The sequence below is a fragment of the Pseudoduganella sp. S-14 genome (assembly GCF_049913285.1).
GTDB lineage: Bacteria > Pseudomonadota > Gammaproteobacteria > Burkholderiales > Burkholderiaceae_D > Rugamonas.
In genome coordinates, this window is record NZ_CP183991.1 from 6,277,209 (window position 1) to 6,301,614 (window position 24,406).

The window sequence follows — 24,406 nt, forward strand, 5'->3', positions numbered from 1 at the left end:
ACAAAATAGCAAAGATTATACGCTATCTGTGGCTAGCTCAGCGAGTCACTTGCACGCTCCATCTCACGGCCCCGCGCAGGATTTGCCCCACGCCGGTATTGCCGCCCTTGGCCTTGACGACCATCGTATTCAGCGCAACGCCGGTTTCGAAGGTATTGATGGCACCAAACTGCAGCGTGCCCGAAACTTCGGTACCGGCACCCGGCGCCAAAGTCGACGAACCGGGTGCCGGCAGCGACGGCGTCGCTGTGGCGCCGAGTAGCGACGAACCCAGGTTGCTCAGGCGGGCGCGAACCGTAAACTCCGACCAGATGGCATCCAACCGGCGCTCGGATACGATCTGGATGTCACAGATACGCAAAGTCTCATCGCCAGTGCTTGAACTCGCGTAAGAAAATCGGCCGGCGTTGCCCATCACCACGCGCCCGGCAAAATTCAGGTCCTCCGTGAGGATCGGCCCAAACTGGCTGGCAAACGGCACCATTTGCTTATGGCAGAGCGGCTCACCGAACGCACCGAACAGCATCGTTCCACTCTCCCGTGGCTGGGACCGGAACAAGAAATCATAGTCGGCTGTTGAGGCTTTGCCACCGAATGGGAAATGCATCGGTTTGCCGGACGCGCCAGTCCAGGCGAGGCCAAGCGTGGCCGTGCTGCCCTCGTAGATCAGCCCCGGATCGCCTAACGTCAACGTGCCCGTCTGCACCGGGTTGGGAACCACAACCGTACCCGGGGCATAGGTCTTGCTGACGCCCTGGCCATCCTGCAGCACGACGAAGATGTTGTAGGCACCGGGTGCTAGTGCTGAAATGTCCCATTCATATCGGCCACCGGTTGCGCCCAGCGGCTGCCGCAAGCCTTCAACCACAGGCGAGCCGCTGAAGCCGGATTTGCTCAGGCTGTAATACAGTGACACCAGAGGCTGGCGGTTCGGGTCCGCCCCTTCCCATGCGATGGTGGCGAATTTCCTGGCTGTCGTGCCGGTCCCGTTAATGACCGGCAAAACCACGCGCGCCGGCTGTACCAGTTCCAGCGCAGCCGGTTGCGCCACGCCGCCATGTACATAAAACCGGGACGGGACGCTCCATGCGCTTGCCGTACCGTTGCCGTCAATGGCGCGCACGCGCCACCAATACCACGACTTGTCCGGCAAGACGCTCGGGACGATCAAAGCGCTGTTGTGCGAAACACCTTCCGTCACCTTTTGCGTCAAGCCCGAATCCTTGAACACTTCGAAACGGTACTGCACAGGCGAGCCTTCGGGATCCAGTACTGGATTCGCTTCCAGGCTTGGCTGCTGCAGCGAGGTCCACGCACCATTGCCCGGATTGCGGGCCAGCGGCACAGGCGGCGCCTCATTGGTGGTATTCACCATGAACTCACCGACGACCCAAGGCGACTCCGCCTTGCCATCGCTTGCCTTGACGCGCCACCAGTAGCGGCCGTTCTCGGCCAGGTCGGCGACGCTCCAACTAGTGGAAGTGCTTCCTGCCGGCACCATGCCAGACACGCGCTTGGCGCCGGAATCGAAGGTGTTGGTCCTGTCGAGCTCAAACACATAGCTGACTGGCGAACCCTCCGGATCAACGGCGTTGTTGACCGTCAGGCTGGCACTGGCCTGGTCCAGCACGCTGCCCAGCTGCGGCAGCACCAATGTCGGCGTTCCGGGCGCCTGGTTGGTCGTGTTGACCGTGAACGCGCGTGGAATCGCGGTCTTCCATCCCCCTGCGCGGGATTTGGCTACGACGCGCCAGTAATATCTGGTCTGATTGACCAGCGAGGTTGGCACCGTCCAGCTGGTGTAACCGCCGGGCATTTCCGCGATGTCGGCCGACTGCGCTGCAATCGTGGTCAGCTCGGCATCCTTGTAGACTACTACCGCGTATGCCGTCGGCGAACCGTCGACCGATTGCGCATTGGTCCACGACAGGGTTGGGGTAGCGCTCGGCACTTCAGCATCGACAGCCGGGCTGGTGGCGTTGAACGTTGTCGGCTTCACCAAGGCGGAAGCGATCGTGAACCGACCGTACACCCACGCGCTATACAAGGTGCCGTCAAAGCTTCGCACACGCCACCAGTACTTGCCGCTATAGCCGAGCTCGAGCGGCGGCGTCCAAGTCGTCGGTTGGACGACGGTCGCACCGTTTGCATCCACGGTGGCCGCCGCCTTGTCGACGATACCGGTAGCCACCAGTTGGGCATCCTGGGCATCGGTATACAGTTCGAACTGCACCTGTTTGGTCGCATCGTCCTGCGCACTAGATGTCAGGACTGCGAAGGTCGGCTTCATTGCGCTGACGGCGCCCACCACGCTGCCGGACAACGGCGCGCTGATGGCCGGCAGGCCTGGACCTGCCGGTACCGCTGCGCCGGTAACCGTGACCGTCGCGACCCGCTGTGCATTACGCGCGCCATCGTCGGCGGTGTAGGTGATGAGATAGTTGCCAGCCGAACCTTTTTCCGGCGTCCAGTCGAACACGGCGCGCGCCAGGCCTGGATACTGCGGATCGGCAGCCTGCTGGGTGAAGCGGGCGCCGGCCGGCAGCGGTGCAGCGCTCAGCGCAACTGGCTTGCCCGCAGCGCTGCTGCCTTCAACGATAAAGGAAACCTGCTTGCCCTCTTCCACCGTGTGGTCCGCAATGAACTGCAGCTCTGGCGGGCGATCAATGGCCGATGGCGGATCGAAGTCGGTGCTATACACGCCGGTGGTCGCTACGTCGAAGAAGTTGACGTAGTACTCCCACTTCTTAGTGTCCTTGTTGCGGGTCTTGGACAGCCATGCGTTCTCCGGCGCCATGATTTTGGCGTCGGAGCGGATGATGCGGCCAATTGGACGAGTGCCGCTATACGGATCTTTCAGGCGCACGTAGGCAAAGCCCGGCGTTGCAGGGAAATTCAGCGTGTAGGTATCGACACCGTTGGCGCTTGGACCGACGACCAGGGCGGCAGCGGCACTGCGATCCGTTACATCGGAATCAGGACCGTTGGACTCGAACACTTTCACGCCCGTCGGCTCCAGCGCGAGATAGTCGCGCACTGCGTCGCGGCCCGGCAGATCGACGCGCACGTCGTGCAGCAGGATGTGCGCGTTCGTGGCCTGCATGAGCGAGGTCAGCGAACCGCCCAGTTCATCGGCGTGCGAGAACTTTGCGCCGAACTCGGTGAACTTGCCGGCCAGCGTGGTCTGCATGATCCAGCGCCCCATCTTGCTGGTGCCGCCGGCGATATCGCCGAACTTCATCAACAGGGAATTCTGCGCGGGCGAGTCATCGACGAAGCTGCCCAGAAGCTGGAAGCCGATCAACAGGCCCTGGTTGTTCTCAACGATTTTCGGCTGGGCGGAATCGATGGTCAGGTTGGCGGCCTTGGCCAAGCCGGTATTCTTCACACGCACGCCGAGGGTAAATGGCTCGGCCGCTTCGACGATTGGCGTCAGCGGATCGTCGGCCACCACGTCCTGGGTCATGAAGTAATCCAAGGTCAGCGACGGCAGTGGCTTGACGGTGATCACGTCCGGATCGACTTCCAGCGTCTGCACTTCGCCCTGGAATTTGTACTTCAGCGTGGCGCCGACCAGGTACTTCTTGCCAAATGGCGTGGTGCCCGCAGCACCTGGCGCCGGGATCATCAGCCAATCGATGGTGGCAGTCGTCTTCGGCTGAACGACACCGGTGCCATCGACCGAAGCAATGCCGTCCAGGTTCGAAATACGAACGAAGAACTTTGCGCTGATGTCGCTCGAATTCGATGTAACGGCAACCGGCAAGCCCAGTTCATCGGTCACCCGCATCGACACGCTGATGTCGGAGATCTGGTCACCGTCAACGTTGTTCGTAATGCGCATGGCCGCATCAAAGGCCTGCCGCTCGAGCGTCAGCTCTTGCTTGATTTCGATTTTGACTTTGGCGCAGGAAGTCTCCTGTGCATTAAGGGCGGGAGTACAGATCAGAATTATTGACGCTGCAAATCCAAGGAGTGTGTTGCGTGACCAGCTAAAGTTCATCATTATTGAAATATAAATTCATCCTACTACTTACCTGCAAATGTTACTCGTCTTGCCATCGGCAGAAGGCGGGTTTAATGGTTCACACCTCTTATCTTTGTATAAACAATTCAACAGTTTGCAGCGCTCTTTCAAGGCAATCATCAGAAACCACGCGTATTTTTAATGTGGCAACCCCAGTAAAGCCACTCCTGCAACACCAAGCATTCGGCTCTCGGAAGCTTTGGCCAACGCGCAAGGAAGAAATTGTCAGACCAATCTAGATTGGGAGTCCGATCCAGCAAGTCAATAATATTTACAGCCAAAGTTAAATCGGGCGCATCATCTTCCAAAGATGCTTTTAATACTCCGGCAAGAAGTAGCAGAATACTTCTGGAGACAGCAGGGTCAGAGCGTCAAAATTCCCTTGTAACAATTCGCTGATTGCATCTCACCGTCGGAAGAGTTCGGATATCAAAACCATGTCCCTCCAAAATCAAAATCAGGGCTTCCTCGAGCCAGCTAACTCATCCGCTGTGCCATTGGATTCCGTATAAGAATTCGAGCTACCCTATCACGCAATTTGGGACTTCAACACTCTAATAGATAGCATTACAAAAGACAGAAATCACCCGGCATGATTCAATCCAGACTTGCAAGCCCAGAGAGAAATACTCGTAAGGAGTTTGCTGCGCGTCGTCCGACACCCAAATCGCTTCACCAATTTCGTCAGGATCTCCAACTTGCGCTATTAATTCACTTGGTGTCATTCCAATCAAAGAAACACCGTTTATTGCACATTCGCGAAAACAGGCGATACAAACCACGGCGTCATCTCTAACGTAAATCTCCATCTCGTCATTTTTTTTGAATGTTCGCCATCCTGTTACTGGATCATAGCCTTCGATATGCTCGACATATCCCGCCATTATAAGCGTTTGACAACTCGCGTTGAATGGTATGTTGCCGACGCAGACTCTCGGATTGATTTCGTTCATTCTTACCCCTTTGTCCAATGCGTTTCACCCTTAGCTCTCTTTTGGGCAGTCTGAGTAATGTTCTTTATCTTCTGTTCAATCTGTTGTCGCTCTTTCCTCGATGTCGCATTTTTTAAAGATTCCTTCAATTTTTCGATTTGTTTTTGAGCCTTTGACATTGCATTTGGATCGCCGTGTCGATCAGACTTTCCAGTCTTTGGCCGACGATCGTCGTTTGGGTCTCCAGTTGCCGATCCATCTCCGTCTCCAGCACCGCTGTCTGCATCACTACCAGGTTGATCAGCCGGAATATCACTCTCCGGAGAGCCCTCTTCCGGAATACCTTCTGGCTCTGCTGTCGGCGAGCCATCCCTGGATTCCTCCGGATCACTTGCCGATGTAGTTGTACCTGCATCTTCGCCCTGGCTTTCTGACATGATAGGAGGCGGAGGTGCGGGCAAACAATACTCTGCTGGCGGCGGGGCAAGCGACTTCCCAAAGATAAAGGTCGCAGCTGCAACGAATGCATATGGCGCGACCCTTCGAACAATCTCCCGAGTTACCCATGGCGCTATGAACTCCGCAGCCAGTGGAATCGCCCAGATAAACTCTCCAGTAGGGTCGACCGACCGCGTTGGATTTGCTCCCGCATAAACATAGCGGTTCAATCCTCCCGCGATCCCAATCGGATCACTTGTGATATAGCGCCCAATCGCTGGATCATAGTACCGGCGGAAGTTGTAATGCAGGCCTGTTTCGGCATCTTCGATTTGCCCTGGCAAGCGCAAGTTGCTAACAATTGTCGCGCGCTCGGGCGAAGATGGCGGTGTAGTAATAGATGCTCGGCCAAATTCGTCAAAGTCTGCCGACCAAACTACAGCGCCAGTCTTGTCGGTGGCCTGAAGCGGAGTCCCGAGTCGATCATGGTGATAGTAGGCCACAACGTCCCGTCCATCGCTCCCTTTGGTTTTCACGAACAAGACGCCAGTCGTGAAAACCCGGTTCGGAACTGGCCCATACTGACTAACGATCGCAGGAGACGTGTCCTCGGCGATTGTGCCATCACCGTTCAGCGAAATTTCTTGCTCGGCCTCTGCGATCAGACCTTCGTCCGCATAAAGGTAGAAAGTACGTTTAGCCTTTTCCAACACATCGAGAGTTTTGGTTCTGAACTGTTCGCGCCAAATGCGACGGTCCAACGGATCATACCCATAACGAGCGATCAGCTCGCCGTTGCCGCCAGTTACTTCGATCAATCTGTTCTGTGAGTCGTACGAAAAATTCGTGACTAGCCCAGCCTCGTTCTTCCTTACCAGATTCCCTGCGTTGTCGTATTCGAAAGTCGTCGCTGACGTGCCGGTGCCAATCTTCTGTAGCCGGTTATTGGCGTCATAAACCCATTCACCTGCGATCTTGCTATCAGATAGGCGGTTATCAGCCGAATCATATACATAGGAACGCGTATCAGTGCCAAAAATTCCGCCATTGTCAGTCCTGACCTTAACCAAACGCTCTGCAGAATCAAGTTCATATGTGTTTTTGCGCTCGCGCGAAGAATAGTCGAGAACATCCTTGCGGATAACGGAAATTACGTTCTGGCGATTGTCATGCTGATACTCCAAACTGAGATTCGCGGGAGCTGATTCCGAAGCTCGGACATCCAATGATTTCAGATTGAACAAACCATCGTAAACACGCTGCTCCCTCCCACCACCGGGCAGTAACGTAGTGCTGGGAGTCCGCCATTTGTACGCAGCAACTTGAATGTTTCCTTCCCCAGGAACTCCGACAGATTCAAGTACTCCATGAGCGGAATAGGAGTAGCGAATAGAGGTTCCATCTGGCCAGTTCAAGAATGTCTTAAAGCCAGCTGCACTGTAGCCATAGCCAAATTGAAGCTTGTAACCATTGGGGTATGTCACTGTCGTGCCATTGCGCCGGCCCAGTTCGTCATAGGCATACACCGTGCTGTTGATCTGACTACGGCTGTGGTCGTTGTCGTGAACGTTCTTCAGCGTGTTATCAATATTCCAGCCGAGACTAACAGTTCGCACCTTATCGCCGTTCGCTTGCAACGTAACTGTCTCGATGACGCGGTTCAGGGCATCGTACGAAAGAAGAGTCTTATTGCCATTTGAATTAACTATCTCTATAAGATTACCGGTAGCGTCATAGACGTAGGTTTCGGTTTGGCCTAATGGCAGGACTTGTTTAATACGGCGATTCATTCGGTCGTATTCGAATCTGGTAATACGGCCGTCAGCATCGGCAATTTGAATTAAATTCCCATGAATGTCACGGAGCGTCTTGGTCGACTTTCCCGCCGCGTCCATAATCTCGGTAACTTCACCCAGAAGGTTGTATGCGAGCCTGATTTCCTTCCCTGCAGTTTCCGAACGAGTGAGGTAACCCCGACTATCGTAAGTCCTATTCTGCGCAAACTGCCCGGCGCCATCCAATTTTTCGAAAACAAACTCCTTACTTGTAACCCTTGCCGCAGCGTCAAATTTGATCGCCTTAGAATAGGTTGGGTATGTAATCGAAGTAGCGAAACGACTGAAAGCGCGAGTGGAACTCGTGGTAGCCTCTTCTGAAGGCAGCTCGTAGCCGTAGCGCGTTGCATTTCCCATAGCGTCGGTACGTTTGATAAGGCGCTTAAAGTTGTCGTACTCAAATACTTGAGTACGACCATCCGCATCGATCTCTGAAGTAGTCAGGCCATTTTCGTCGTATGTAAATTTGGTGCTTCCGCCCTTGCCGTCTTCAATTCGTACAACCTGGCTCAGCGCGTTGTAGGACATCAGCAATGCGTTGCCCAGCTCATCCGTTCGGCTGAGGAGGTTGCCAACTTTGTCATAAGCAAAGGATCGCGTTTGGCCAAGAGGAGCGTTAACCTTCAGCGGTCGGCCATTCGCATCGAGGTCAAAAGTCGTCTTGTTGTTGCGAGGGTCCGTATATTCAACCAGATCGCCATTGGAGTTGTATACATAAAGGCGAACACCGCCTTCAGCATCGATCGTCTTTTTTATATTGCCGCGAGTGTCGTATTCAAATTTGAAAGTAGAGTCCGGAGTTGTCACGCCATTTGACTCGATGCGTCCACGTGCTGTGGCTTGAGTTGGCAAACCGAGGTCATTGTTGATAAACGTGACTTCTCGCTCCAACGGAGTACCCGCAGCTTGAACAGACTTCGTAATGTTCCCGTTCTCGTCGTGCTCATGCTTCGAGATCATTCCACCTGCATCGACGTGTTTAGTCATGCGCAGGTTGGTTGCTGAGTACTCCTTGGTGCTAATTGCACCATCTGGATAGTCAATACGAGTAGTAAGCCCAAATTCGTTGGCGGTCAGCTTGGTACGATAGCCGGCAGCGTTGGTCCGATAGGACTCACGCCCATCGTTTCCGAATTCACTTGCTAGCTGACCGTTGATCTCTTTCCGAATCTGAATGCCATCAGCATCGTAAATATCTTCAATAATGCGTCGACCTATAGCCGACGTTTCAGCGTAAGTCGTCCGAACGGAGTATTGCTTCTTTAATTTATCGTAGGCGTAGTCATATGTCTTTTGAATGCCACTAGCCGTTACTTCCTTAAGCCTTCGGCCAGTCTTCCCCACATATTCGATACGATGCACATGCCCCTCTCCATCGGTAACCGAGGTGAGACGTTTAATGTCGTCGTATCCATAGTTCGTCGGGTTACCTACGGGATCGGTAAACTTGACTAGAGGAGGGAAGCTTTGCTGAACGCTAAAGTCGTAGTCGTATTTGACGACACGTGGTGCGTAGTTTTCACCTGGCAGCAATACTTCGCGGACTTCACGCAAGATTGAGGGATGAGTCGGATCATAAACGAACGTCATGACGGGGTTACCACCACGGTCCTTCACGACCTTCAAACGTCGACCATGCTCTGGCGCTGGAATTTCCTCGTATTCCAGGGTCGCGGTCAGTCCATTTAGATTGCCATAGGCTACAACGCGCCCAACCTCGTTGTACTCGATCCATTCGCCTAAGCGATCTTGCCAGCGGAAATAGGAGCGACCATTTTCATTTGCGTAACGAATGAAATAGCGGCTAGAGCTGCCCTTTTGCTGGTAGATGCCCGTGCTGTCAGCCTCAAATTCGGCGCCATTACGCACGATCCCAGTGAGCATAGAGCCGTAATAGGCCTCTTGGTCCAGCCCAAAAGGTCCATAAACAACACCAAATGTTTCCGAAGATGTTGGGGGCGGAGCGGACGCATTTCCCTCACCGCCGCCTCCACCACCAGACGGGATGTAGTGACGCAACCCAAGCGACGTCCAATGCGAGGAGAACACCCAATGGTTGCCGTTATACGCACGACTCCAAGTCACGTATCCATTTGCCACCTTGATGCGCAAATCCACCGCGTCAAACTGGAGCTTGCCACTTGGCATATTGGCGACGACTTCATAGTAGTTTGGGATGCCGGTGTCAATACTTTGCCCAGCAGCTTTAGCCACTTGTGGATGCAACAAAGCGCCCAACAGAAAGAGTCCGGCGACACCCAGGATTCGGCCAAATTTATGCTGCATATTCTTAGTCATCTATTGCAATCTCTCACCAATACATCAGTTGCGTGAACCGCCGCCACCACCACCGCCACCGTGGCAACTGCCACCGCCAGCACAGGAAGACTTTCCGCCAAGTGGTTGTGGTGCAGTCGTAGTCCCGGAACCTCCCCAGCCGCCACCACCGCCACCTCCTCCGCCGCCACCGCCGAGGCCGCCTACTGGCACTGAACAAGCGCCACTCTGGCCAAACCAGGAGCTGGTTGCGAAGCCATTGGTCACCACGCCGTTTTTACAGGTGCACTGGTGGCTGGTACTCATCGAAGTGCTGTAGGTCGAGCAGCCGCCGCCCGATGCCGTGCCGACGTTGGCAGCGCCATCAAGCGACTGCAATGCCACCACGCGGTAGTGCAGCGTCACACGCTGTTTCGCTTCCAGTGTTTCCGGTACGTCCTCCAGGAACTCGAAGCGGAAGTAGTTGTCCGATGCTGGCAGCTTCGGTTTCACCTTGTCAGCGCGGAGCAGGCCGTAGTTGGTGATATTCAGCTCGCCGTGGAACACGTCGCCTGGGTTCATCTTCGGCAAGTTCGTGCTAAGCGGCTCGATCACCACCACTGCCGTCGGCACGTCGGTTTCATAGGTCGCGTTCAGCACGATTTCGTAACGGTCCTGCAGGGTGATCTCCTTCACGCTCCACTCCACCGTCACCGACGTGTAGTCCAGGAAGACCGGCAGCGTGGTCGTCATGCCCGGCTTCACCTGCACGCGGCCGCCTAGTTCCTGGTGGTTGGCTGCGCGGATGCGGTACTTGTAGCGGCCGGCCGGCAGGTTGGCGCTCATTGCCTCGCCCACCACGTCGGTCTTCAGGTCTGCCATCACAGCCGGCACGTCTTCGTTCTGCAGCGTGATCGATGCATTCGCCAGGCCTTCAATCAGCTTGCCGTCTTTGCCCACCGTCGCGGTGTAGATGTCCGATGCCTTGAACAGCAGCTTGCCTTCACCGCTCTGGGTCAGGTTCACGTACACGTTCAGTGCTTGCTGGCCAAAATTGTCGCCAACGATATTCAGTTTGTACTCGTAGACACCTTCGACCGCATTCGCTGGCGGCGTGAACGACAGGTCGATCGCGCGCGCTTCGCCGACTGGCAGCGTGCCGTCGGCCTGGCTGGCGATGGTGACCCATGCCGGTGCCGGGCTGCCGTCCGCTTTGCTGAGGGTAAAGCGCAGGTTCTTCGCATCCTGCGTACCGTTGTTACGCAGCGTGAAGGACTCGATCTGGGTGCTGCCTTGCGCCAGGCCAGTCTCCACGAAGGTCGGGGTCGCGATCAGGAATGGTTTCGCTTCGGACAGCGTGTAGTTCACGTTGACCTTGCCGATCGGCGTACCCATGCTTTCATCGCTCACCACGTCGAACACCAGGCTGCCGGATGGCTGCGCCGTTTCGCTGGCCTTGAAGGTGACCGGCGTATTCAGGGTCTGGCGTTCGCTCAAGGTGACCGGGGCGGCGGTCTGCACTTCAATGCCGTCCGGCAGCGTGCCGGTGGATTGGCTTGCAGCGTTGAGCACCAGGCGCACATTGGTGGCGGAGGTGCCGGAGCCTGCCTTGGCTACGAATGGAATCGTGAACGGCATGTTCTTCGCCAGGTCCAGCTTGTACGGCGTTGGGCCCACGGTGACGCGGTTGATGGTGAAGGCCTTCTGCTCCGGACGGTCGGTGATATCCGGGTGTACGGCACTGACCTTGAACAGGCCCGCATCAGTCACGGTCGGCGTGAACTCGTAGCGGAAGTTGCCGGAGGCATCTGTCATCACCGAGAAGTTACGCTCGAAGCCTTGCTGGTTGAAGATCACCTTCAGGCGGGTGAACGGCAGCGGTGCGCTACCGGCGCGGTCCAGTGCACGGCCGCTGACGGTGATCTTGTCGCTGCCGAAGGAACTGACCGGCGAGACGCTGGTCACTTCACCGACATACATGGTGTCGACCAGCGAGATCGCTTTCTCGCTGCCGCGACCAGCGACAATCACTTCGTCTGCCTGGCCGGTGTGGTAGCGCAGCTTGTCCACTTCCAGGCGCACGCGCACCTTAGTCGGGCTGGATGCCGGAATATTCAGTTCGAATACGTCCGACACGTAGCTGGCACCGGCAGGAATCCGGGCGACAGTCATGCCGTTCGGCAGGGTCACGACGTTGGCGCCCAGTGCCTGCTTGTATGGCTGGGTTGCCAGGATGTTGCCGTCGTTGTCGACAATCTTGAAGCGCAGTTCGGACGATGGATCGGTGCCGTTAGCAATTGCCGTCAGCAGCTCCACATCCACTGCACTGGTATTCTCGATGGTCAGCTTCAACTTGCCGGTACCGCCGCGCGTGAATTCGTCGGTCGACATGCCAACCACCAGCGAGCCTTCCAGCACGTCGATGGCCTGGTCGCGCGCGATCTTCACTTGTTCGCCTTCGTTCGGCGCAATCTCCAGGCCGACCACGGCTTGCGGTGCGCCCGGCATTTCGGCGTAACCGCCGACGATCACCGGCACCAGGCGGGTTTCGTTGGCGGCCAGGGTGAAGACATCGGATTTATGGTCCTTGAACTGCGTCGCTTCCTTGTTGACCGGCACGCGCACCGTGGCGCGCACGCCCTGGATGGCGCTGGACGAGGAATTGCCAACCTGTACCTGCAGCTTGTTCATGATGCCGCGCTGCAGTGGCAGGCCACCGGCGATCTGCGCGAACACGTTCGGCATGGTCAGGCTGCGCGCCAGTTCCATATTGTTGGCATCGACTGCGGCAACGGTGTAACGGCGTTCACCGCTGGTGTAGCCGGTATCGGTCAACGTCGTCGCCGTAATTGGCGCAGGAGTCAGTTTGACTTTGCTTGCATCCGGGCCGACATACACCTGGTAGCCCTTGATGTTGCCGTTCGGCGCCAGCCAGTTCAGCACCGGCAGGTTATTGCCATACTGTTCCACGCTCAGGTTACGCACTGGCAGCAAGCTGGCGTTCAGGTAGTCCGAATTGGAGATCGCGGATTCATTGCCGGCGGCGTCAACCGCGGTCACCACGTAGGCGCCTTCGGTCGGCGACGGGTTGCCGTCAACGGCTGCGGTGCCCTTGATGCCGGTCTTGATCGGCGTCAGGCCTGTGATGCTGCCAATGCTGGTGCCGCTGCTGCGGTACAAGCGATAGTTGTCGACCGTGCTGGCTGCAGGAGCCTGCCAGCTTGCCTGGATACCTTGGCCGGTAAGCTGCAAGTGCAAGCTTTGCGGTGCGCCAGGTGCGGTAGCGCTGGCAGTGACTTCGGCTGGGATGCTCTGCTCGGACAGGGCTTCCTGGCCGTTGGAGGAGCGCACCGAGGCGACTGCGTAGGTGTACACGCCGTCTTGCGCAACCTGGTCGATGTACTCGGTGCCGCTGCTGCGTACCAGGGCTTCCAGTGCTCCCTGGTTCGGGGCGCGGCGGTAGATCTGGTATGACAGCGCGTCCGGCACGGCTTTCCATGCCAGCTGTACTTTACCGCCCGGCAGCGCCTTGGCAGTGAAGCCGAATGGCGATGCCAGTGGCGGCAGGCTGCCTTGATAGACCTGGAAGCGGTTCAGTGCCGACACGGTGGTCGATACGTTATTCAGGTCGTCACGCGCTTCGTTGGAGAAGCTCAGGGTTTCCAGGCCGGCGGCGCCGGCGTCGGAAGGCAGCGTGAAGGTGACCTTGTAGGTCGTCGCATTCACTGGCACCAGGGTGCCCACGCTCTGGTAGGAACGTACTGGGCCAGACAGCAGGTATTTCACGACCGGGGTACCGGTTGGCGCCTTGCTGTAGGTGAAGGTTGCCTGGATCGCTGGCGAACTTTCATTCTTGATCGGCGATGCCGGGTTCAGGACGATGCCGCTCAGTGCCGGACCCTGGGTATCGATCTTCAGCGTGGCGCCCTGCTGGATTTCGGTACCGCGGTTACCGGCAGCGTCGCGTGCCGAGAATAGCGCATTGGCGGTACCGGCCGGGGTCGACGCGTCAATCGTGAAGCTGCCGGCGTAGCGCATGTCGCCGGTCTTGGACAGGGTCACAGTGATCGGCGCACCGCCTTGCGGCACGATCGACAGGTATGGCATCGTCGGCAGCACTTCGCTGACGGCCATTTCCAGGTTGACCTTGCCCTGGCCAATACGGCCGGTGGAGGCATCGACCATGCCCAGCGGGGTATAGGTGATATTCACCGCTTTCGGCGCGGTCGTATCCGACGTTGCCGCCACGACGTTGCTTGGTGCCGATGGCGTGCCGATACTGTTGACCGCGACAACGCGGTAGTACCACCCGCCGTCAGCTGGCGGCATGTCTTCATACGATGCCGTGGTCAATGGGGCGCCATTGATACGAGTGGCATATTCGATCGCGGTGAACGCGTGGTCCGCGCGATAGATGTTGTAGCCGACTGCGTTGGCGTCCGTGGTACGCACCCAATTCAGTTGCACTTTACCGGCAGCCTGCACGGTTGCCGACAGGCTGCCTGGGCTGGAAGGAACGCTGCGGTCCAGCGTCATGCGCAGTGCGCCGGAGGCGGTGCTGGTGCCGTATTGGTCGTTGGCGGTTGCGGTAATCAGGTTCTCGCCGTCCACCAGGTCGACGGTGCCGTTGAAGCGGCCATCGCTGCCTGCCTTGATTGCCGCGCCAGATGGCTGGCCATTGACCAGCAACTGGATGTTGCGGCCGGCCTGGGCGGTGCCGCTGATGCCTTGGGACACGTTGCGGGTCACGATGCCGTTGCCGGTCATCGACAGCACCGGTGCGTCCGGTGCCGCGTGGGCGACGGTCACGCTGTAATTCAGCGTGCTGGAATTACCCAGCGAGTCGTAGGCGCGCAGGCCAAGCGCATGGGTGCCGTTGGCGACATCTTCAAGGTTCAGCGACAGCGAGAACGTGCCGCTGCCGCTGGCTTGCGTGCGAATCACGCCGTCCAGCAGCAATTCAATGCGCGAGACGCCGCTTGCATCGGTCGCGGAAAGGGCGATGGTGCCATTGCGGGCCAGGATGGCGCCTTCCGCCAGGTCAACACCGGCGATCTTGATGGCGCTCATTTCCGGGCCAGCGGTGTCCGGTGGCACGACCACGTGCGACACGGTGACCGGCACGCTGCGCTCGGTGCTGCGGCCTGCCACGTCGTTGGCGACGACCTTGATGGCATGGTCGCCGTCGGCAACGCCTTCGATGTCCCAAGTATAGGTGTATGGCGCGGCGGTACGCGTTGCCACCAGCGTGCCGTCAATGTAGATCAGCACATTGCGCATGCCGCCCGCGTCGCTCGCGTTGGCGGTAATGGTGGTGTTGCGCTTGATGATGGCATTGGCCATTGGGCTGGCCAGCTCCAGCACTGGTGCCGAGGTGTCGACCAGTTGGGCTGGCAAGGAAACGGCACCAATCTCGCCGTTCGCGCTGCGGTACTGGACGGTGATGTTCTTGCTGCCGTCGCCAGCCGAGGTGTCGAACGGGATTGCCGTGCCGTCTGCCGGCATCGGCACGAAGTTCACGCCGGCAAAGGCGCCATTCTCGGCGATACGGTATTCAACTGCATTGACGCACGCCAACGCCAGCTGCATGCGGTGCTGCACATGGTATGGCGCAGGATTCAGCAGCGTTACGCGGGGATTCAGCAGCTGTGCCGCAGCAACGAAGCTGCCGAAGTTGACGCCAGCCGAAATCTTGTCGCCCTGGCCGGACGGGTTGGCGGTGGCATTGCTTGGACCGGTGGAATTGCCCCACCAGTTGCCGGTCGCCTGGATGATGGACACCGGGGTTTTGTTCTCAATGGCGGCCGTCGTGTTGCCGACGAACTGGCCGCCCGTGATGGATGCGGTGGTGTCGTATGCCTCGACACCGGTGGCGTTGCGCATGAAGCTTGCGCCGCTCAAGACCGGGTTGGCGCCTGCGCCCAGGCGCAGGCCCAGCACGTTGTCGTTCAACTGCAGGAAAGGCGCAGTCGGACTGACGCCGCGCAGGTTAAGGGCTGCATTGCCATCGGCGCCCGCGTAACGCACCAGCATGCCGGAACCCAGTTGCACGCCCAAGGCCTGCGCGGATTTCTCGATGCTGATGCCGCGCCAGTCGCCGGCACGCGGCGCTTGCGAAGTGGGATTGGTACGCCCGCCGGCCGCGTCGTCGTTCTGGCTGGTGAAGGTGGCGTTGTTGCCGATCGTGATCTGGTCACGCACGACCAGTTGCGCATCCGAACCGAACTTGATAACCACGCCATCGGCGATCCGCAGTTCGGCGGCGCCGCTCCACTGGGTCGCGAAGGCGGCCCCAATGCAAACGGCCAGGATTGGGCGGCGCCAGTTCGCCGGCACGCGTTTCAGCCGTGTAGCCAAGGAAACGGCGCGCCCGGCGCCGTTGAGACGGATCTTTGTCATTACCACTCTTTTCTGCATATGACGAACTTTTTGTTCTTTTCCTTAGCTACACGCGCTGGAGCGCGCTTCAGATACCTGCGAGGGTTGCTGCCGGAACCTTGTATTCCTTGCCGCTAACGGTGATCAGGGTGGCCAATTGTTCACCGGCGCCCAGTACGGATTCCAGGCGGACCTGGGCTACGTTTTCATTACCTGCAAGCGGAGCGAGGGCAGCAGCCGCCTGACCGCCAACGGTGTAGGTGATGGAGGCCTGGATAGTGTTGGAGCCGCCGGTGAGGGCGATGTCGATCGAGGTTGTCGCACTGGCTTTGGTGCCCGTGGTAGGGGCGCCAACAACCTTGGTTGCGGTGGCAAGGCCTGCCTGCGCGACGGCCAGCGTAACAATGCTGCCGACCGGTACGCCGGTGGTGTTAATCACCACGCTCTGGTTACCCGGCTCGTCAAAGCTCAAGTCCCCGTAACCGGTGGGATTTTCTGGAACCGGCTTGCCGCCGATGCTGGCAATCGTCAGGCCTGGCGTACCGCCAGGAATAACGATTGGGCCTGGGAGGTCGTAAGTGAACGAAGGAGTGGTGGCGGCGCTACGCTCCATGACCGCGGCTTCCAGACGGATGCGGCCTGGGCCAGCGTAGGTGTAGCTGGTGTCTGGAGACTGGCAAATTCCGAACGCCGGATCACCTGCCGCAGCCGCATTCCCACTGCCGCTAGTGCCGTTATGCGCGCCGCCCTTGGCGTAGATGGGGCCGTCGCCCCGAATGATGTTTGCAACAAGGCGTACCGCACCGCCGCTGCCGGCACCGCCCTCTGAAGCGCCAGAAATATAGTTCGCATTGCCGCCGTTCGCGTAGATGCCGCCAGTAAGGTTGATCACTCCGGATGACGCAATCAGGATGGCCCCGCCGCCGCCGCCGCCGCCGCCGCCAGCAACGCGGTTGCCACCGGCACCACCACCGCCGCCCGAGCCACCAACCAGCGGAATCAAGTTCACATTGCCATATCCAGGCACTTCGGGGTGTGCGCATTTGACGGTGCTTGCCGGAAACGCCGCCAACCTGCCGCCATATGCGCCACCGGTTCCATGGCGCAGGAAGGGCACTGTACTCGAGCTTGCCATGCCGCTTGGCCCCGGCAGGAGTACACCGCCGCCAGCGCCGCCGCCAGGACCTAAGCCCGGGCTGCCCGCATTGAAAGTTGGCTCGCCGTTGGCTTTCCATTGCGAGGCGTCGATAAACGAGCCGCCTCGGCCGCCGTCAAAACCACCAGGACCACCTTTGCCGCCTTGCTGGCTAATGTCGACCGCCGTAGCATTGACGTTGATGCTGCCGGCGATCGTGACATCACCGCTCGCCAGGATGGTGACCGGCGTGTTGGCTGCGTTACGCCTGAAGGTGACTGTGGCGGCAGTGTTGATCGTAACGGTGGTGTAGTTCAACACGCCATCGGGCGGCAGGTCGATTGTGATGCTGGTGTACGCGGGTACGACTAGCGCACCGTTGGCGCCGGTACTACCGCTGTTGAATGCTGCCATACTGTTGGCGCTGAGAGCAGCCATGATGCTGGCCAGTGCCAGCTTGACCATCGGCTTGTTCGATTTCATATTCTTCATTCCTTCTTTCGCTTACTGAGTCTTTTTAACTGTTACGCCAACAATGCGGGAATAGGTTGAGACTTCGCCCACCGCTGCCCCCGCTGTACTGAACACTTGCACACCGACTGGCCTGCCGCTGAACGTTGCCGTGCCTTCGTATGGATTGCCTGCCCTGAAGACCTGTACACCCACAGGCTTCCCAGTCACCGCAACACCGCCGTTAAACACGTTCGGTGCAAAGAACACACGCACGTCGACAGGTGCAGACAGGATTGGACCGATGACCGTTCCGTCAGCAATGCTGCCGACATAGACCGGGAATTTGATCGTGGCGAGGGTTGGGGAGGTAACAGTCAACATGGTCGTGCCGACTTTCAGGCCACTTAGCGTGACGGCTGCCTGCTGCGATCCGGCCGGAATCGTCAGCCGCGCAGGCGACACAGTCGCAATGTCCGGGTCATCCAGCGCCAGGGAAAGGTCATGCGCGATAACATCCACAGACGACAGGCGCAACGTGATACTGTTGGCTTGCGCGGTAGGCGCGATGGATATCTGGCCAGGGTCGGTCGAAATGGCAGGCGCGCCGTTGACCAAGCTGACTTTGACCGTAGCCGAGGTATCCGGCGCCAAGGCATTGGTCACCAGCAGCGCCTTCTCGCCGATTGGCGCCTGTTGGGCCGCTGTCAGCTTGAAGTTGGCCGTGGTTTCAGTAGTCACCAGGTCGCTGAGGGCAATGCCAGAGTCCTGCGGTAATGCGATGCTCGCACCATTCAGGTAGGTACCTGTCATCTGGAACGATGCACTGGCTCCGATGCGCAGGTAAGACGGTGTCATGCTGGTGACGCGAACGGTCGGCTTGGCCGGGATCACTTCAAGTACAGCTGGCAGCCGGACCAGGCCTGCGGAAGTCTGTACAACCAGGTTCACCTTGCCAGTTGGCTGGTCGCGGGTGACTGCGATGCGGATTGGCACGCTCGTATCGCTGGCGCCCGCGCTGATGGACGCGGTAACACCTGCGGCATCCGTGCTGACACGCTCCGCTCCAGCCAGTCGCGAGCCACTGAGAACCGCGTCGATGGTATCGCCCTGCTGGACAGTCGCTGGCGTCACTGTATTGATGATTGGGCGTGCCCCAACCGACAGCTCGCCGGTGGCCACCACGTAAGGAATGCCGCGCAGGTTCCATTGCACATTCCCCGTGATATCGCCGGCCGGCACGCTGATGCCGTTCACCGCGTTACCGGAAGCCTGCAGGCCTACACCGCTTGGAGACGAGCGCAGGTCCATCTGGATGGCGGCGCCGCTGCTATTGCGGATGTCCACGTAGTTCAGCGTCGGCGACGCGCCCTGGATGCGAATCCCCTTGCCGTAATTGACCTGGACCCACTCCAGCCGCGTGGCAGTCGACGTGCCCTCCTGGAAGCTGAGGTTGCCCCACGCACCGGCGGACGGGCTGCCGCCTGGTATGTCGGATGAAGCCGTCAGCACAATGGGAGTGGCCGCGGAGCCTTCGGCACGCAGCGTGCCGTTACTCACCACCAGGTTCGCATTCACTCCCATGCGCACCGTCACGCCAGGTTCGATCGTCAGGACGGCACCCGCTTCGATCGCCACGTCGGCATCGACAATGTATGGGCTACCGCTGGCACTCCATGTCTGGTTCGTGCGGATGGGTTCCGACACGGTGGTCTGGGCATGCGCCAGGCCGGTCAGCAGCAGCGCGCCGATGGCGGCGCGCGCTGGTGGCCGCAATGCGGCCCAGATGACTTTCAAAACCAACCAACACCTCGAATTCCGGCCCGAAACGGGCATCCCTATGCGCAATAGATGTGTCTAACGCGCAAAAAAAGTTGCAAAACTCGAAATGATAGTTAATTGAAAATATTTCGTCAATGAAAATAATTTTATTTATGCATCTATTTTCTGCAATTTTTAGAAATTGAACGCTCTCAAAGGCAGAGGTAAATGCGGTTGGCCAGGTCGAGCACGAAGGCCGGGCGCAGGTAAGCCATGAACGCCAGCGTCAGCACGGCTGCGCCGAGCGCCCACAGGCCGATACGGAGCAGCCGCTGTTTCATCTCAAGCCGCCTTCAGGCCAGGTTCGCTGCGCAGCAGCGGGCGCTCGTCGATCGGCAGGTTGGCCAAGCCGGCAAAGATGCCCAGGCCGAGGGTAATGCCCCACACCACGTCGTAGCTGCCAAGCCTGTCGAACAGGTAGCCGCCCAGCCAGACGCCGATGAAACTGCCCACCTGGTGCGACAGGAACACCACGCCCGCCAGCATCGACATGTGCTTCAAGCCGAACACGCCAGCGATGATGCCGTTGGTGAGCGGCACCGTGGCCAGCCACAGGAAGCCGATGGCGGCGGCGAACAGGTAGACCGACATTTGCGACAACGGCGCCAGCAGGAACAGGCCGATCACCACCGAGCGCGCGAAATAGATCGAGGAAAGCAGGTAGCGCTTGGGCATGCGCCCGCCCAGTTGGCCGGCGGTGAACGAGCCGAAAATATTGAACAGGCCAATCAGCGCCAGCGCCGTCACCGCCACGCCCGGCGTGGCAATGCCCTTGTCCTTCAGGTAGGCTGGCAGGTGGGCGCCAACAAAGACCAGCTGGAAGCCGCACACGAAATAACCCGCCACCAGCAGCAGGAAGGACCGGGTGCCCATCGCTTCGCGCATTGCCTCGCCCACGCTCTGATGGGCGGCGCCGCTTGCCACTTCATGCTTCGGCTCGCGCATGAAACTCGTCATGGGGATCATCAGCAGGAACACCACGCCCGCCAGTGCGTAGAAGGCGTGCTGCCAGCCAATGGTGGAGATCAGCTGCTGCTCGACGGGCATCATCAGGAACTGGCCGAAGGAGCTGGCCGCGCCCGAAACGCCGAAGGCCCAGGAGCGCTTTTCCACCGGCGCGGCCCGGCCGATGATGCCGCTCACCGCGCCGAAGGCGGTACACGCCAGGCCAAGGCCGATGAATACGCCGGAGCCGATGATGAACAGCGTCGGCTGGGTCACCGTGGCCATCCACAGCAAGCCAGCCATATAGGAGATGGCGCCGGTGACCACGACACGCGGGGTGCCCCAGCGGTCCGCCACCATGCCTGCGAAGGGACCAAAGGCGCCCCACAACAGGTTTTGCAGCGCCAGCGCCAGCGAATAGGTTTCGCGGCTCCAGCCATTGGCCTGCGAAATCGGCTGCATCCAGAAGCCGAAGCCATGGCGCACGCCCATCGACAGCGTCAGCACGACGCCGGTGGCGAGCAGGATCGTCTTAAGATTGAGTTGGCGGTCGTTGCTTGGCATGGCGCGCATCCTGGCTGGCAAAGAAAGCCAGTGTAAAGGATGCCGCCGAATCCTGCTGGCGGCCCGCCAAAACGGCTTTAACGCTTCCAGTAGCTCATGCGGCCGCTCATGGTGATCGTGCCGGCGCCGGTCAGCATGTCTTCGCTGCCCTGCAGCTGGCCGCCGCCGCTGGCGAAGATGTACTGGCCGGTGCCGCCAACGATCTGGAAGGTGGCGCCGCTGAAGACGTAATTGGTGCCTTGGCCGGTCGGCACGAACTGGCCGCTGTAGTTCGCGTAGATCTGGTCGCCCGACAGCGTCATGATGATGAAACGGCCGCGGCTGAAATTGTAGATGGCGCCGTCCTGGGTGATGCAATCGTTGGCGACGTAGGCGACACGGCCCAGCAGCGTGCTGCTGCCGTGGCCGGTGATGGTGCCGCCGAATTGGGAGGGGCAGCGTGGCGACGGTCCGGGCACTTCCTGGATCACGCCCGTGACTTGAAGATCAGTAGTGACCCATTGCGCCGAAGCGGCGCTGGATGCCAATGCCAGCGCCGCCCCGCCTGCCAGCTTCAGGATTGCTTGATGCATACCACCCTCCAACCAAAGTTAAAAATACGATAATAACTTTATGATAAATGAAAGGGCTAATGGTTTTTTGTAAAGAGTTGTCGCGTGTGGCGCGGGCGACAATCCGGCTTCAATCCCCCGCTTCAATCCACGCTATAGCGCACGCCAAGCTGGGCACGCAGCGCATCGAGCACGCCCATCAGCTCGACGGTTTCGTCGAGCTGCATTTCCGGGCTTTCCAGCAGGCCTTCGCGCAGGCAGCGCCCGACTTCCATCGCCTCGTGGGCATAGCCGTTGCCGATGCGCGGGAAGTGGAATTCGCGCTCGCTGCCATCGTTCATGACAATGGTGAAGCGTTCGGCGTGGTGGAAGCGGCCGTGCAGGCGCAGGAAGCCCTTGTCGCCGCACACGCTCAGGGTGGCCGGGGTGCGGGTGTTCAGGCTGCAGCTACAGGCGGAAAGCGAGCCGTCCACGTGGTTCAGTACGAAATTGGCCTGCACGTCGACGCCGTTCGGCGCCAGTTCGCCAACGCCGCGCGCCGCCTTGACCGGGCCGAGGAAGAAGGCGGCCATCGACAGCGGGTAGATGCCCAGGTCGAGCAGCGCGCCGCCGCCCAGCGCAGGGTTGAACAGGCGATGTTCAGGGCCGGCATCGGCCGCGAAACCCAGGTCAGCCTGCAGGTTGCGCACATTGCCGATTTCGCCCATGTCGATCATGCGCTTGGCTTCCAGGATGGCCGGCTGGAAGCGGGTCCACATGGCTTCCATCACGAACAGCTTGCGTTCGCGCGCCAGGTCCACGATTTCCCGGGCCTCGCGGCGATTCAGGGTGAAGGCCTTTTCCACCAGCAGCGCCTTGCCGCCCTTCAGGCACATGATGGCGTTCTCGTGGTGCATGGCGTGCGGGGTGGCGATGTAGATCACGTCCACGCCGGGGTCGTCGGCCAGCGCCTGGTAGTCGCCGTGGGCCCGTGTTGCGCCATATTCCTTGGCGAACTCGGTAGCGCTATCTACGCTGCGCGAGGCAACGGCCGCCAGTTCGATATCGGGGACGTCGCGCAGCGCCGTGGCGAAAGCCTTGGCGATCTTGCCGGTGCCGAGGATGCCCCAGCGGATAATCTTGTCCATTCAAAAGCTCCTTTCAAGCGGGCTTCCGCTTCGGGCGGAATACCGTGTCGTCTGCGTAAAAAGCGTCATCCTGCTGCGGCCACCAGCCGGGAATGCCCAGCACCGGCAACGGCGTGAAGCCGCCCTTGCCCAGCCCCTCGCCGGCCAGGCGCGCGGCCTCGTCGCGGTCCAGCCATGCGCGGCGGCCGGCGTCGTCCAGCGCCCAGTAGTGGTCGCCAGCCAGCACCACGCGCGCGTGGGCGGTAATCGCCTTGTAGGGCGCCACCAGCTTCTCCATCAGCGCGTGGCCGAACAGCCAGGCTTCCGCGTCGCGGCCGAACATGGCTGCGCGTTCCACGAAGGCTTCGCGCCAGCGGTGGCTGCGCAGGGCTTCCACCAGGGCCGCGCCTTCGGCATTGTCGCGCACTACCAGCAGGGCCGAGTTTTCGTCATAAATAGTAGCAGCATCGCGCGCGGGGCCGCGCGATTTGCCCACGCCATCCTGCGCGATCTGCGCGGCCTGCAGGGCGTTGAGCTGGCGCTTGATGGAGGGGAATGTCAGCCACACCAGGCCGTTGAAGAAATCGTGCAGGTTGTCTCGCGTCGGCACCTGGCCGGTGGCGCCGATGAATTCTTCGTAGGCCATGCCTTCCGGCAGGGAAGCCTGCGGCACGAAGCGCAGCGGCCGGCCTGCATGGTTGACCAGCGCCAGGGCGGCCGCTTGTTCACAGAAAGGCTGGACGACGCTGGGCAGGGCGAGGTCGATGCGGGAAGCGGCATCCCGCACCGAGGCATACCAGGCGCGAGACCAGTCGATCTCCTGGAACACTTAGGCCATTTTCCAGTTGATCGTTTCGCCGGCGTTCAGCGGGATCAGTTTCGAATCGCCGAAAGGCAGGTCGGCCGGCAGCGTCCACTGCTCGCGCTTCAGGGTGATGGTGCCCTTGTTCGGCTCCAGGCCGTAGAAGGCCGGACCGTTCAAGGAAGCGAAGGCTTCCAGCTTGTCCAGCGCGCCGGCGCGGGCGAAGGCTTCGGTGTACAGCTCCATCGCGTGCAGCGCGGTGTAGCAGCCGGCGCAGCCGCAGGCCGCTTCCTTGGCGCCCTGCGCGTGCGGCGCGGAGTCGGTGCCGAGGAAGAAACGCTCGTCGCCGCTGGTCGCCGCGGTCACCAAGGCCAGGCGGTGTTCTTCGCGCTTCAGCACCGGCAGGCAGTAGTAATGCGGGCGAATGCCGCCCTTGAAGATCTCGTTGCGGTTGTACAGCAGGTGGTGGGCGGTGATGGTGGCGGCGATCGGGCCTTCCGCTTCGGCCACGTATTGCGCCGCATCTTTGGTGGTGATGTGCTCGAACACGATGTTCAGGGCCGGCAGGTCCTTGCGCAGCGGGCGCATCACGCGCTCGATGAAGACGGCTTCACGGTCGAACAAGTCGATGTCCTGGTCGGTCACTTCGCCATGCACCAGGAAAGGCATGCCTACCTCCTGCATGGTTTCCAGCACCTTGTAGCATTTGGCCAGGTCGGTCACGCCGGCGTCGGAATTGGTGGTGGCGCCGGCGGGGTACAGCTTGACCGCATGTACGAAGCCGCTGTCGGCGGCGCGGATGATTTCGTCCGGCGAGGTGTTGTCGGTCAGGTAGAGCGTCATCAGCGGCTCGAAGTCCATGCCTTGCGGCAGGGCGGCCAGGATGCGGTCGCGGTAGGCGGCGGCCTGCGCCACGGTGGTGACAGGAGGTTTCAAATTTGGCATCACGATCGCGCGGCCGAACTGGCGCGCGGTGTCCGGCAGGACGCTGGCCATGGTGGCGCCGTCACGCAGGTGAAGGTGCCAGTCGTCTGGGCGGGTGATGGTGATGCTGTGCGGGATCTCGAAGTCACTCATGGCGGCAAGGCTTTCCTTTAAAACGAATCCCGCCATTTTACCTGTTGAACCCCACCTGCCGCGAGAATGTGCGATATTGGCGCTTCCCC

At 59.7% G+C, this 24,406-nt stretch carries 12 protein-coding genes; all 12 read right to left on the reverse strand.

Going from position 1 to position 24,406, the window contains the following annotated elements; all coding sequences use genetic code 11:
* Positions 1 to 37: 37 nt before the first annotated feature.
* Positions 38 to 3,844, reverse strand: coding sequence for a hypothetical protein (locus tag ACN9MZ_RS28985; RefSeq protein WP_426340224.1), 3,807 nt, complete (start codon positions 3,842 to 3,844; stop codon positions 38 to 40).
* A gap of 737 nt (positions 3,845 to 4,581) precedes the next feature.
* Entirely contained in the window at positions 4,582 to 4,980 is a 399-nt protein-coding gene (locus tag ACN9MZ_RS28990) for a hypothetical protein (protein WP_426340225.1), read from the reverse strand.
* Positions 4,981 to 4,982: 2 nt separating this feature from the next.
* Entirely contained in the window at positions 4,983 to 9,530 is a 4,548-nt protein-coding gene (locus ACN9MZ_RS28995) for an RHS repeat-associated core domain-containing protein (RefSeq protein WP_426340226.1), read from the reverse strand.
* Between the two features lie 24 nt (positions 9,531 to 9,554).
* Positions 9,555 to 15,887 carry an Ig-like domain-containing protein gene (locus ACN9MZ_RS29000; RefSeq protein WP_426340227.1) on the reverse strand — a complete coding sequence of 2,111 codons (6,333 nt, stop codon included), beginning with the start codon at positions 15,885 to 15,887 and terminating at the stop codon, positions 9,555 to 9,557.
* A 67-nt stretch (positions 15,888 to 15,954) separates the two neighbouring features.
* Positions 15,955 to 17,493, reverse strand: a complete 1,539-nt coding sequence (locus ACN9MZ_RS29005; protein ID WP_426340228.1) for a hypothetical protein — start codon at positions 17,491 to 17,493, stop codon at positions 15,955 to 15,957.
* A gap of 12 nt (positions 17,494 to 17,505) precedes the next feature.
* Complete coding sequence (locus ACN9MZ_RS29010; protein ID WP_426340229.1) at positions 17,506 to 19,248, reverse strand: hypothetical protein; 1,743 nt, start codon at positions 19,246 to 19,248, stop codon at positions 17,506 to 17,508.
* Between the two features lie 176 nt (positions 19,249 to 19,424).
* Positions 19,425 to 19,553, reverse strand: a complete 129-nt coding sequence (locus ACN9MZ_RS29015) for a hypothetical protein (protein ID WP_426340230.1) — start codon at positions 19,551 to 19,553, stop codon at positions 19,425 to 19,427.
* A gap of 1 nt (position 19,554) precedes the next feature.
* Complete coding sequence (locus ACN9MZ_RS29020) at positions 19,555 to 20,781, reverse strand: MFS transporter (protein ID WP_426340231.1); 1,227 nt, start codon at positions 20,779 to 20,781, stop codon at positions 19,555 to 19,557.
* Positions 20,782 to 20,858: 77 nt separating this feature from the next.
* The gene (locus ACN9MZ_RS29025; protein ID WP_426340232.1) at positions 20,859 to 21,353 is read right to left on the reverse strand and encodes a hypothetical protein; all 495 of its coding nucleotides are present in this window, start codon (positions 21,351 to 21,353) and stop codon (positions 20,859 to 20,861) included.
* A gap of 122 nt (positions 21,354 to 21,475) precedes the next feature.
* Positions 21,476 to 22,459, reverse strand: coding sequence for a Gfo/Idh/MocA family protein (locus tag ACN9MZ_RS29030; protein WP_426340233.1), 984 nt, complete (start codon positions 22,457 to 22,459; stop codon positions 21,476 to 21,478).
* Between the two features lie 13 nt (positions 22,460 to 22,472).
* Complete coding sequence (locus ACN9MZ_RS29035) at positions 22,473 to 23,267, reverse strand: DUF3025 domain-containing protein (RefSeq protein WP_426340234.1); 795 nt, start codon at positions 23,265 to 23,267, stop codon at positions 22,473 to 22,475.
* Entirely contained in the window at positions 23,268 to 24,317 is a 1,050-nt protein-coding gene (gene pyrC, locus ACN9MZ_RS29040; RefSeq protein ID WP_426340235.1) for a dihydroorotase, read from the reverse strand.
* Between the last annotated feature and the right edge of the window lie 89 nt (positions 24,318 to 24,406).